At 55.1% G+C, this 12,977-nt stretch carries 11 protein-coding genes; 10 read left to right on the forward strand and 1 reads right to left on the reverse strand.

The genetic code is table 11. The features are described from left to right. Positions 1–4 precede the first annotated feature (4 nt). A complete protein-coding gene (locus tag JRC49_12735) occupies positions 5–883 on the reverse strand; it encodes a YitT family protein (protein QTE70650.1) in 879 nt (292 codons plus the stop codon). Positions 884–1,233: 350 nt separating this feature from the next. Between JRC49_12735 and JRC49_12740 the strand changes: the two genes are divergently transcribed. The 10 genes from JRC49_12740 (at position 1,234) to JRC49_12785 (ending at position 12,879) form a co-directional block, all read left to right on the forward strand. Further along, on the forward strand, positions 1,234–4,545 hold the full coding sequence (locus tag JRC49_12740; protein QTE70651.1) for a PD-(D/E)XK nuclease family protein: 3,312 nt from the start codon (positions 1,234–1,236) through the stop codon (positions 4,543–4,545). A gap of 58 nt (positions 4,546–4,603) precedes the next feature. Next, positions 4,604–5,014: a twitching motility protein PilT gene (locus JRC49_12745; protein ID QTE70652.1), complete on the forward strand. Its 411-nt coding sequence runs from the start codon at positions 4,604–4,606 to the stop codon at positions 5,012–5,014. 94 nt (positions 5,015–5,108) lie between these two features. Then, entirely contained in the window at positions 5,109–6,605 is a 1,497-nt protein-coding gene (locus JRC49_12750; protein QTE70653.1) for a threonine synthase, read from the forward strand. Positions 6,606–6,990: 385 nt separating this feature from the next. After that, positions 6,991–8,073, forward strand: a complete 1,083-nt coding sequence (locus JRC49_12755; protein QTE70654.1) for an aminopeptidase P family protein — start codon at positions 6,991–6,993, stop codon at positions 8,071–8,073. Positions 8,074–8,116: 43 nt separating this feature from the next. Next, positions 8,117–8,674, forward strand: a complete 558-nt coding sequence (gene efp / locus JRC49_12760; GenBank protein QTE70655.1) for an elongation factor P — start codon at positions 8,117–8,119, stop codon at positions 8,672–8,674. A gap of 43 nt (positions 8,675–8,717) precedes the next feature. Beyond that, positions 8,718–9,146, forward strand: a complete 429-nt coding sequence (locus JRC49_12765; protein ID QTE70656.1) for a hypothetical protein — start codon at positions 8,718–8,720, stop codon at positions 9,144–9,146. A 127-nt stretch (positions 9,147–9,273) separates the two neighbouring features. Further along, positions 9,274–9,756: a YfcE family phosphodiesterase gene (locus JRC49_12770; protein ID QTE70657.1), complete on the forward strand. Its 483-nt coding sequence runs from the start codon at positions 9,274–9,276 to the stop codon at positions 9,754–9,756. 72 nt (positions 9,757–9,828) lie between these two features. Beyond that, positions 9,829–11,199 carry a potassium uptake protein, TrkH family gene (locus JRC49_12775; GenBank protein ID QTE70658.1) on the forward strand — a complete coding sequence of 457 codons (1,371 nt, stop codon included), beginning with the start codon at positions 9,829–9,831 and terminating at the stop codon, positions 11,197–11,199. Positions 11,200–11,215: 16 nt separating this feature from the next. Next, positions 11,216–11,866: a TrkA family potassium uptake protein gene (locus JRC49_12780; GenBank protein QTE70659.1), complete on the forward strand. Its 651-nt coding sequence runs from the start codon at positions 11,216–11,218 to the stop codon at positions 11,864–11,866. A gap of 26 nt (positions 11,867–11,892) precedes the next feature. Then, positions 11,893–12,879: a glycosyltransferase family 2 protein gene (locus JRC49_12785; protein QTE70660.1), complete on the forward strand. Its 987-nt coding sequence runs from the start codon at positions 11,893–11,895 to the stop codon at positions 12,877–12,879. The last annotated feature ends 98 nt before the right edge of the window (positions 12,880–12,977 follow it).

The following is a 12,977-nucleotide window of genomic DNA, read 5'->3' on the forward strand; positions in this document are numbered from 1 at the left end:
ATTATCAGTCAGTCAGGTGAGTGAAGCCGTCGCCGATGGCCTCGTGGGCTTCCACAATGATGACAAAGGCTTTCTCGTCTTCTTCCCGCAGGATCCGCTTGAGGGCCATGATCTCACTGCGGCCGATGACACACAGGAGGGTGGGACGCTCGGCACCGGTATAGGCGCCGCGGGCTGTCAGCTGGGTAACGCCGCGATCCATATCCCGCATGATCCGGTCGGAGATTTCCTGCCAGCGGGAGGAAATGATGAAGCAGGCTTTGTTGGAAGAGAAGCCGATGATGATGGTATCCATAATCCTTGCGGACAGGAAAATGCAGATCAGGGAATAAAGCGCTTCCGTTGCGCCGATCAGGAAACCGGCAGAGACGACAACGGCGAAATCTATTGCGAAAAGGAAAGAACCGGTGGAGATAAACTGGAAGCGTTTATTGACCATCCGGGCTACCATATCCGATCCGCCGGTGGTGGCACCGCCGCGCATGATCAGGCCCAGGCCGGCACCCAGCATGACGCCGCCGTAAAGCGCGCCAAGCAGCGGATCGGTCGTCATGGGCTGCAGGGGAAGGACGTCGATGAACAGCGTGAAGAACAGGGTGGCGACCAGGCTGCGGAAGGCAAAGATCCGGCCCATGGCCTTGTAGCTGATCAGGAAGAGCGGAACGTTCAGGATTAAGGTTACGGTACCGACCGGCCATTGAAACAGGTGATTCAGGATGGTGGCGATACCGGTGATGCCGCCGGGAGCGATTTTGTTGGGCGTCATGAACAGGGGATAGGCCGCACCGCCGATCAGCGCACCAAGAATAATCTGTGCATAAGAAAAGAAACGCTCCGCGGCTGCAGGTCTTTTACTGATAGCGGAACGCAGAGATTTAACCATGAGAGAACACCCCTTCCGGGCCATTGAGGCTGCCTGAAATACAAAATAAATACAAAGCAACTTTATCATATCAGGCAGCTGCAGGCAAGAGCTTGTGTATATGTTCCGTGAAGAATATAATTCAAATAAGAATGCGCAAGCTCTTGCACAATTCACAATTCATAATTCATAATCAAGATGGCTGTTGAGTGAATGAGTTTAGAGTTTAGAGTGAAGAGTGAACTGCGATCGCCGTTACCAAAGTACTGATGGTACTTTGACGGCTGTAGCATGGCAGCTGTTACCCAAATCAAAGATTTGGACAGCTGCTCAACTGAAGAGTGTAGAGTTATAAATATCGGAGGAAAGGTATGAGCAGGGTAAAGATCATCGGAGACAGAAACGGGCGAGTCTGGCCGCTGGTGCTCCGTGACGCGGCGGAAAACCGAAAAGCCGGACGAAGGCTGATTCTGTATGTGCCCGAGCAGTATACCCTGCAGGCGGAGAGGGATATCATTACCGGACTGAAACTGCCGGGACTGCTGGACATCCAGGTAATCAGTCCGCGAAAACTGAAGCAGCAGGTCAAAGAACAGACGGGCACGGGAACAAGACGCCCGCTGAATGAAATGGGCCGGGCAATGGCGGTTCACCGGGTGATGACAGAGCAGGAAGAAAACCTGGCATATTACCGGAACATGACGGAGTTGTCCGGCGCGGTGAGCCGCGTCAGCGGGGCGCTGGATGAATTGCGGGAAAGCGACATTACGCCGGAGGAACTGGAAGATTATGCAGCAGGCACGGGAACCGGCGCGGAACGGGCCAAACTCAATGACCTGAAAATCCTCTGGGATGGATATGAGACACTGATCTCAGAACAGTTTGATGAAGAAAAAGCCATCTGGACCGATGCTGTAAGCCGGCTGGAAAACAGCGGATTATGGAACGGCGCAGACGTGGCAGTATATGGTTTTGACGCGATCCGGCCGGACCTGAGGGAGCTGATTGCCCACCTGTGCAACAAGGTGAACAGCCTGTCGGTTTACCTGATCATGGATGAAAAGCAGGCTCCGGACGGGCGGATCTTTACACAGCAGCATGAAAGCACAGACCAGCTGATCAAAGCCCTGGAGGAAGTCAGGACCCTTACCGAGGAAGTTTATCCGCACAGCATACGGGAAGGCTGCGCACCGGCCCTGCAGTTCCTGGACCGGAATCTGTTTGCACTGAATCCGGAAACCTGGACGGGAAATACAGAAGGCGTGCTGAAATTGTATGCCGGAAGCTCTCCGTGGGATGAGGCGGAAGCTGTCGCGGCTACATTGCGGGAATGGCATGAGGAAGGTATCCCCTGGAACCGGATGGCGATTGCCCTTCCACCTGGAGCTGGCTCGGAAGGCATCCTGAGAGCGAACTTGAAGATCAGCGGTATACCCTTTGTATGGCAGCAAAAGGATAAAGCAGTGAACCATCCCGTATGCCGTATGCTGCTCAGCACGCTGTCCATCCTGAGCGACGGCTACCGCACAGACAAGGTTATTACAGTGGCACGGAGCGGCTTCTGCACGCTGACGGAAGCGGAAGGCCTGTGCCTGGAAGATTATGCCCGGGCGCACGGCATTGAAGGACGAAGATGGCAGCGGCCCTTTACAGGCGGGGAGAACGCGGAGGAAGCAGAACAGCTCCGGCAGCGGCTGCTGCAGCCTGTGGAGGAACTGCGCACGAACCTGAAGGAGGCCAGGAACGCGGCGGCGTCCGCGGAGGCGCTGGTCGGGTTCCTGGAAGCGGAAAACGTATGGAACAGGCTGCAGGAAGAGGAAGAAATGCTCCTGCAGCATGAAATGTACAGGGAAGCGATTATCAACCGGCAGATCTGGAAGCTGCTGATGGAGCTTCTGGATCAGCTTGGTACGCTTCTGGGCGCGCGGCGCGCGGCGATCCGGGACCTGCGGTATATGCTGGAAAGCGCGCTGAATCCGGTGTCGCTTGCGGCACTGCCTGAACAGGAAGACGGTGTAATCATCGGCGAGACAGGACATCTGCTGGCCGGAGATATCCAGGCACTGATTCTTCCGCAGGCGCAGGACGGCATGCTGACAGCGCCGGAGAGCGGCTGGCTGACGGATGCCGAACGGAAAAAGATGGAGGAAGCCACCGGAAAAACGATCGGTATCAGCCGGGAAGCCGGGTGCCTGATCCGGAAATATGACTTTTACCGTACCCTGACGCTGCCGCGGGAAAAGCTGATGATTAGCTGGAGCCTGCGCTCAGAGGAAGGCGGCGCGCTGCAGCCGGACGGACTGATTGCCCAGATCAGGGAACTGTATCCGAATATCCACGAAGAAGGCGGAATGCTGGGCCAGGAGAACCGGAAAGATCCCGCGACGCCACGGGAAGCGTTGGAGGGCGTGGGGGACTGGCTGACAGAACTGAAGGACGGCATGATACCGGAAATACCGCCGGCATGGAGAACCGCGCTGGTTCAGCTGCTGCACAACGGAACATACGGAAAGGCGGCGCGCCGGCTCCTGGAGGAAATGCTGCCACAGGAAGAAGAACAAAAGCTGGAGAAGGATACGGCCAGGAAGCTGTTCATGACAGACAGGCTGTCCATCAGCCGGTTGGAGCAGTTTGCTTCCTGTCCGTACAGGCATTTTATCGATTACGGCCTGCGACCGGTGAAACAGGAAGAATTCACCTACGAGAGCAACGACGCGGGAACTTTCTTTCACGAGGCGCTGGACCGGTATATGAAGCAGGTCGGCGCTGAAAAGGACTGGCCGTATTTCACGGCGGAACGGGTCGACAACGTCATGGACACTATCCTGACGGAGCTCACAGAGGAGTGGAAGGAGACGCCGCTTCGGGAAGACGCCATGGGAGAGTGGACGGGCGAGGGCTACCTGCGCCGTGTCCGCCGGGCGGCGCAGGTACTGACACGGTTTGCCGCCAACAGCGAATTCCGGACGATTGCGACGGAGCAGCCCTTCGGTGAAGGTGAGGGCCTTCCGCCGGTGATCATCACGCTGGCGGACGGAAGCAAAACGGCGATCCGGGGACAGATTGACCGGATTGACACCTATGAGAACGGCGAAGGCGTCTGGCTGCGGGTGGTGGACAACAAGAGCAGGGGAAAGAAGCCGGATCCCGCAAAAATGGAAACCGGAGAACAGCTGCAGCTGATGATTTACCTGAAGGCTGCGGCTGACAGCATGCCGGGTACCCGGCCGGCCGGAGCCATGTTCTTCCCCATTGAGGATAAAGAAGTATCGACGGAAGATGACAATCCGGAAAAGATTGAGAACGACAGGATCAGCGAAGTCCGTATGAAGGGCCTGATTACGGCGGAGGAAGACCTGATCCGGGCGATGGACCGGGACGTGCATCCGTTCTCTGTGGACAAGGTGTTCAACAAGGATGGAACCATCAGCAAATCTGCATCCTGGGCTGTGGAAGAAAAGACGCTCAGCGGACTGATGGACGCGGCGGTTGAAAAAGCGGGAGAACTCTGTGGGCGGATGCGCGACGGAGACATCGCCGCAATGCCCGGTGAAGATTCCCTTGGCCCGGTGTGCCGGTACTGTGATTACAAAGCAATCTGCCGCAACGGCGGCAGGGAAACACGCAAGCTGAACACCGGGATAACTTATCAGGATATCGCCGGGAAAAACACGTTGCGCTAAACCCAAAAGTAGCGTATAATGCTCTCAGAGAAAACCCCATAAAAGGAGGCTGGTTCCCATGATACAGGTAATTGCAGGCAAAAAGGGCTCCGGAAAAACGAAGCGGCTGATTGACCTGACCAATACCACTGCCCGCGACGCGGTACACGACGTCATTTTCCTGGATGATGACAATCGCTACATGTTCGACGTGGACCACAAGGTTCGTTTCATCAACGCCGAAGATTATCATATTCACAGCACCGATATGTTTATCGGCTTTCTGTGCGGAATCCTTTCATCCAACTTCGACGTCGGCACCATCTTTATTGACGCTTTCCTGAAGCTGAGCCATACTGAGCTGGCTGATACGGAGCCGATTGTGAAGGTGCTGGTTGAACTGGGTGCAAAGCATGATGTTGATTTTGTGCTGAGTCTGAGCGCCGATCCGGAAGATATCCCGGTGTTCTTCAGACAGTATCTGATCTGATTTCACAAGCGAACACGGAAGAGGCGGCGGCATTTCCCGGCGCCTCTTTTTTCCAGAACGGAAACCTATTAAAGAACCGGAGTGTGATTCATTCGTGTCTTTCTTCTCCACCCGCGGTGAAAGCTGTGTTACGGCCAGCCAGGCGATCCTGCATGGTCTGGCACCGGACGGAGGCCTGTACGTCCCCGCTATGTTCCCGTCTGTTCCGATGAACAGAATCTCCTCCTTCTGCGAAATGGATTATGCCGCACGCGCGGTTGCCATCCTGAAGCGGTACCTGGAGGACTTCAATATTCCGGAAATTGAGGAAGCGGTGCGCGCAGCCTATAACACGGAACGCTTTGATACACCGGAAATTGCCCCGGTGAAACAGATTGATGACGCCACCTGGGTGCTGGAACTTTTCCACGGACCGACGCTGGCATTCAAGGACATGGCGCTCCAGCTGCTTCCGCACCTGACCCGCCTTGCCGCTGTGAAGAACGGTGAAACGCGGGAAATCAGCATTCTGGTTGCCACCAGCGGCGACACAGGTAAAGCGGCGCTTGAAGGTTTCCGTGACGTGCCCGGTACAAGCTGTACTGTGTTCTATCCGCAGGAAGGCGTGAGCGACGTACAGAAGCTGCAGATGGTTACTACCGGAGGAAACAACACGCATGTTATCGCGGTCAAGGGCAACTTCGACGATGCCCAGACCGGTGTGAAGGAACTTTTCTCCTCTCCTGAGTTTGTTAAACAGATGGAAGAGCGGGGCAAGATCCTGTCTTCCGCCAACTCCATTAACTTTGGACGTCTTGCTCCGCAGATTGTGTATTACTTCTCCGCTTACGCGGACCTGGTCAACAAACATGCCATCGCGCCGGGAGATTCCGTGAATTTCTGCGTTCCGACCGGAAACTTCGGCGACATCCTGGCTGGCTACTATGCCCGGAACATGGGACTGCCGGTGAACAAGCTGATCTGCGCCAGCAACCGGAACAACGTGCTGACGGACTTCTTCAACAGCGGCATCTATTCCACACACCGTACGTTCTTCAAGACATTGAGCCCCAGCATGGACATTCTCGTTTCCTCAAACCTGGAACGGCTGCTGTATGAAGCCGCCGACCGGGACGGCACGCTGATCAGAAGGTGGATGGAGCAGCTGAAGGAAAGCGGAAGCTATTCCATTGGCGAGCAGCGCAGGGACTGGATGGCAGACGTGTTCTGGGGAGACTGCGCGGACAACAAGGATACGCTGATCGAGATCGGAAAGCGGTTCCTTGAGGATCATTACCTGATGGATCCGCATACGGCTGTGGGCGGCCATGTGCTCCGCCAGTACCGGCTGAAGACAAATGACGCCACACCGACCGTGCTCCTGTCTACGGCAAGCCCCTACAAGTTCGCGGCGGACGTGCTGCGCGGAATTGCCGGAGCGGATGCCGTGGAAGGCAAGGACGCCTTTGCCTGCAGCGAAGAGCTGGAAAAGCTGACAGGCGTTCCGATGCCTGCACAGGTGAAAGCGCTGAAGGATCTGCCTGTACGCCATACGGCAGAGTGCGAACGCGACGCCATGGGAGAAGCGGTGCTTAAAGCGTTTACGCTTTAAAAAAATGGTGCAGTATCAGCACCATCTTTTCAATGAAAACTTTGCGATCGCCGTATTCCATTTCTGCATCGCCTATGGTTCGCAGAAATGGACGGCTGTAGCATGGCAGTTGTTACCCAAATCAAAGATTTGGACAACTGCTCAATAACTTAAAACTTAAAAATGGTGGAGAGAACAGCTTCCGAATGGAAGCTGTTCTTTTGATTTGATGGAGCCATCACGCGGATGGCTCTTAGTAAGGGATCCTTCGACTGTGCTCAGGATGACAAAAAAGCCTGTATAAAATGAATACAGGCTTTTTTGTCAGTTTTTTCTTTTCAAACGGCTTTGTATATGATAAAATGTCCTGTGGATGTGCCCACATAAGGGTTATATCCGGAAAGGCGTGATCTTTTTGACCGCATCGGAGCGGCTGATTAATCATCTCCGCCTCAGCGCAAAAACAGCTGTCGCGGTGCATGATCCATCCAATATGTTTTATCTGACCGAAGGGTATACGGGCGAAGGCCTGGTATATATCTCCGAGGCAAGCAGAGTAATCATTACAGACTTCCGCTATACAGAACAGGCGGAAAGACAGGCACCGGACTTCCGGGTGGAAATGATCGGGAAGGGCCGGAACCACGACAAGATCCTTGCGGAACTGGTCAAGGCGGAAGAAATTACCGAACTGCGGGTGGAAACGAATTACCTGTCTGTTGACGACTTTGAGGCGCTGCGCGGCGCGGTGGGAGAAGAAGTCTCCTGTGTGCCGCTGAACAAAGCACCCCAGCTGCTGAGACAGGTGAAAACTCCGGCCGAAATCGTGGCGATCCGCAAGGCCTGCGATATCACATCCGAAGCATTTAACGCGATCCTTCCGAAGATCCAGCCCGGCATGACCGAAAAGGAACTTCAGATTGAACTGGACTTCACGATGCTCCGTCTGGGAGCGGACGAATTCGCTTTCGACACCATCATCGCCTCCGGGGAGAATGGCAGTCTCTGCCACGCAATCCCGGGAAGCCGGACGCTGAAGAATGGTGATATGATCACCATGGACTTCGGCGCGAAGGTGGGCGGCTACTGCAGCGATATGACCCGTACGGTGGCGCTTGGACAGCCGTCAGACGAGATGCGCAAGGTCTACGAGACCGTGTTGAGGGCCCAGTCAATGTGCGAAGACGCGCTCATGGCTGGAAAGACCTGCTCGGATATCGACAAGCTGGCCCGCGATTACATCGATGCCCGCGGATACGCGGGGCGGTTCGGACACGGATTGGGACATTCCGTTGGCATCGACATCCATGAGGATCCCCGGTTAAGTCCGAACTGTAACGACATCCTGAAAGCCGGAATCGTAATCACCGTGGAACCCGGCATTTACCTGCCCGGTGTGGGCGGCGTAAGGATTGAGAACACCTGCCTGGTGAAGGAAAACGGCTGTGCACCGCTGACAACGGCGGATAAGCAGCTTATCATCCTGTAAATACAGAGTCCATCCCAGAACGAATGAACGGAGGAATGAAAAAATGATTACCGCTGGCGATTTCAAAAAGGGCATTACGATTGAATGGGACGGTGGCGTATGGAATATCGTTGATTTCCAGCACGTGAAGCCCGGCAAGGGAGCGGCTTTCGTCCGCACCAAGATCAAGAACGTGATGACCGGCGCTGTGGTTGAGCGCAGCTTCAACCCGACGGACAAAATGCCCAAGGCCATCATCGAAACCAAGGAAATGCAGTACGTCTACAATGACGGCGATCTGTACTACTTCATGGACGTGGAAACCTATGAACAGCTGCCGCTGAGCAAGGACCAGGTCGAAGACGCGATCCCCTTCGTGAAGGAAGGCACCAATGTGACCGTTCGCTTCTTCAAGGGCAGCGCCTTCTCCGTGGAAGCGCCGAACTTTGTTGTGCTGGAAGTAACCGATACCGAACCCGGCTTCGCCGGCGATACCGCCTCCAACACCTACAAGCCCGCTACGCTGGAGACCGGCTTCAGCCTGCAGGTGCCGCTGTTCATCAACACCGGCGACAAGATCCAGATCGACACCCGCAGCGGCGAGTACCTCAAGCGCGCCTGATCGGCGAACTGTGACGACCGCATACGGACCGGGAGGAACGGAAATGAGCAGACTGACTGACAGGATCAGTTATCTTCAGGGACTGGCGGAAGGCATGAAGCTGAATCCGGACAAGGATTCCCACAAGCTGATTCTCGGCATTCTGGAAGTGCTGGGTGAAGTTGGAGAATCCTTTGAAGCCCTGGCAGAATCCCACGGAGAACTGAGTGACTACGTGGAGAGCATCGACGAGGATCTGGCTGATCTGGAAGCGGATCTTTATGACGATGAGGACGAAGAACTGGCAGAAGAGGACGAGGATCAGGCTTTTGAGGGCGTGATCGAGTATGAATGCCCTCACTGCGGTGCTTCTGTCGAGATTGATCCGGACGAAGTGGACTTTGACGAGGACGCCCTTTGCCCCCAGTGCGGCAAGGAGCTTTTCCCCGAACTGCCGGAGGAAGAGACCGACGGAGAAACGGAAGAGGAATAATCCCGCTTCTGTGATCCGGAATCAGCACGGGCGAAGGGAGACCCTGCACAGAGCCTCCTGCGATGATTTACCGGAATTGTTTTTATGGGCTGCCTGAAGGCAGCCCTTCTTTTATAGGAGAAGACAGATGAACGGAGACGAGATCAGGATCGCGGTGATTTCCGATACACACGGACTGCTGCGCAGATGCGTGACGGCTGAAGTGCAGGACTGCGACTGCATCCTGCATGCCGGGGATATCATCCGGGAAAGTGACCTGGACGAGCTGGCAGTATACGGAAACCTGTATGCTGTCCGGGGCAATAACGATATATGGATGCCGGGAGTCTGCGACCTGGCCGGCGTTCTCCGCTTTCAGATCGGCGGGGTTGTTTTCTGCATGGTTCATGACCGCAGGGACGTTCCGCGGGATCTGCAGGGCGTGAACGCTGTAATCTACGGGCATTCCCACCGCTACAGTGAAGAATGGACTGACGGGCGGCTGTGGCTGAATCCGGGCAGCTGCGGCAGGGCGCGCTTCGGCAGCGACGTGACCATGGCCAAGATTATCCTGCGGGGCGGAAAGATCCACAGCGTGAAAAAAATAGAGTTTACAAACGCGGATGAGTAAGGCCGGAACAGGCAGGATATTGATCCTGTGCAGGAGAATGGTGTATACTTTTTGCCGAAAGAAGGGAAACAGATGACCAGAGGAAAACCGGCCTGGCGGCCGAAGAAGAAACGGCAGTCCGTCAGTATCGGCCGGATTATGGCTTTCACATTTCTGGGGATTATCCTGATCGGCACAATACTGCTGACCCTGCCGGTATCATCCCGGGACGGACAGAGCGCAGGCATTATGACCGCGCTGTTTACCGCCACATCAGCCACCTGCGTTACAGGCCTGGTACTGGCGGATACCTGGACCCAGTGGAGCAATTTCGGCCAGGTAGTCATCCTGATGATGATCGAAGTCGGCGGACTCGGATTCATGTCCGCGGCTTCGCTGGCTTATTTCAGCCTGAGACGGAAGATCTCCATCCAGCAGCAGCTGGTGATGGCTGAAGCGATCGGATCGAACATGAACGACGTTGTGGAGCATCAGAAGCGGCTGCTGATCCGTGCCTTTACGGTTGAAGGCATCGGCGCTGTGATTCTCACCGCGCGTTTTCTGACAGAATATTCTTTCCCGCTGGCGCTGAAGCTGGGTATATTCCATTCCGTTTCGGCATTCTGCAACGCGGGATTCGACGTACTGGGTTTTATTAAACCCGGGGCGAGCCTGATTGTTTACCAGACGGATCCGGTGATTTGCCTGACGCTGAGCACGCTGGTCATCCTCGGCGGACTTGGTTTCCTGGTGTGGGATGAGATCCTGCGGGAAAGAAGTCCGAAAAGGTGGAGCGTATACACCAAACTGGTGATGATTACCACCGGCATCCTGCTCCTTAGCGGCATGGTGCTTTTCTGCCTGATTGAATGGCGTAATCCTTCCACACTGGGACCGCTTTCAGCACCGAAAAAGATCCTGGCTGCCTTCTTCCAGTCAATGACCCTGCGTACCGCGGGCTTTGCGGGAGTGGACCAGGGAATGCTGACATCCGCGGGCAAAGCAGTTTCAATTTTCCTGATGCTGATCGGCGGTTCCTCCGGATCCACGGCAGGCGGTCTGAAGACGGTAACGTTTGTGGTGCTGCTGATGTTCCTGTGGAACCGGATGCGCGGACGTCATACGGTGAGCGTCTTCAGCCGGACCATTTCCGACGATCACGTGCTCAACGCCATTACCATCTTCATGCTGATGGTGCTCCTGGCGTTTGCCGGCGCGACGGTGATCTGCGCCACCTCTCCGGTGGGCTTTGCAGACAGCCTGTACGAAACGGTATCAGCGATCGGCACAGTAGGCCTGACAGCCGGAGCAACGCCGAGGCTGAGCACGGTCTCCAAATGTATGATTATCGTGTTTATGTACTTCGGAAGGGTGGGCCTGCTGACCCTCAGCTTCGGTTTCCTGAAGAAGAAACCTTCCGGAGAAAAGTATAAGTATGCGAATACCGATCTGCTGATCGGATAACAGGAGGTTGCGTCCTATGAAATCCTATGTTGTGATCGGCCTGGGCCGCTTCGGAACGGAGCTGGCGACCCGTCTTTATGCCCGAGGCGAAGAAGTGATGGTTATTGATACAAACGATCAGCTGATCGACAAGATTGCCGACAAGGTAACGCGGGCGGTTGCAGCAGATGCGCGCGACCTGGACGTGCTGACGAAGCTGGGCGTTGAGAACTTTGAACACGCGGTGGTAGCCGTAGGTTCCGACCTGGCGTCCTCGGCTCTGATTACCATGAACCTGAAGAGCCTGAACGTGCCCTACATCCTGTGCAAGGCGCATGATGATACTTACCGGGAAATCCTGGAAAGACTGGGTGCTGACAAGGTAATCATTCCGGAACGGGAAGTAGCGGACAAACTGGCGCTGGGGATGACCCAGGCCGGTGTTATGGAATACATTGAGCTGTCCCAGGAGTTCGGCATTGTGGAAATGGAGCCGATTGCCGAATGGGTAGGGAAGACCATCCGGGAGCTGGAGCTGCGTACCCGGTACGGAGTGAACGTGATTGCCGTCCGGGGCGAAGGAGACGCGATCAAGATCCCGCCGGACATTGACACCCCCATCCCCGAGGATGTGGTCATGGTAATGCTCGGCAAATATGAAATGTTTGAAAGCCTGAAGAAGAAATAATGAAGGCTGCAACCAAGGAGGAAACAATGGCGAAACCGGTCCTGTGGATTGTGATACCCTGCTACAACGAGGAACAGGTATTACCCATTACCGCCCCTATGTTCCTGAAGAAGATTCAGGAGCTGACGGAGGCCGGGAAAATCAGCGAAAACAGCCGTATCCTGTTTGTAAACGACGGATCAGCGGATAAAACCTGGGAAATTATCGGGGACCTGGCTGCACAGGATGAACACTATATCGGTATCTGCCAGAGTCGGAACCGGGGACACCAGAACGCGGTGCTTGCCGGACTGATGGAGGCAAAGGATAGGTGTGATATCACCATTTCCATCGATTGTGACGGACAGGATGATATCAACGCCATGGACCGCATGGTAGATGAATACCTGAACGGCGCGGAGATCGTCTACGGCGTACGCGCAAAACGGGACAAGGATTCCTTTTTCAAACGGTTTACGGCAGAAGGCTTCTATAAGTTCATGAAATTCCTGGGAGCCGAGGTGGTGTTCAATCACGCGGATTACCGGCTGATTTCCGCCCGGGTGCTGCAACACCTGGCCGACTTTGAAGAAGTCAATATCTTCCTGCGGGGTATGGTGCCGCTGGTGGGCTTCAAGAGCGCTACAGTTACCTATGACCGCGCGGAACGCCTGGCGGGAAAGAGCCATTATCCGCTGCGGAAAATGCTGGCGCTTGCCTTTAACGGCATCACCAGCCTGTCTGTAAAACCCATCAGCCTGATCACTTCTTTCGGGATCGGATTCAGCCTGGTAGGCCTGGTACTGATGATCTGGGCCGTGGTGCGGGCAATCATGGGTCAGACAGTCGTCGGCTGGGCTTCCACCATCTGTATCATCTGCCTGCTGGGCGGTATCCAGCTGATCAGCATCGGAATCCTGGGCCAGTATATCGGCAAGACGTATCTGGAGACCAAACACCGTCCCCGGTATATCATCTCCGCCAGGACCTGGGAAAAAGAGGAAAGAAAATACATGGAAGACAATAACTCCTGACCGGAAAGACAAAAGTTGCAAACCGCTGAAAACGTTGATTTTATTGGAATCGTTACCATTTTTTGCACTCTTTAAAAACAAGATAAATACAATGTAAG

This window comes from Clostridiales bacterium FE2011 (assembly GCA_017569305.1).
Taxonomy (GTDB): Bacteria; Bacillota; Clostridia; order Christensenellales; family Aristaeellaceae; genus Aristaeella.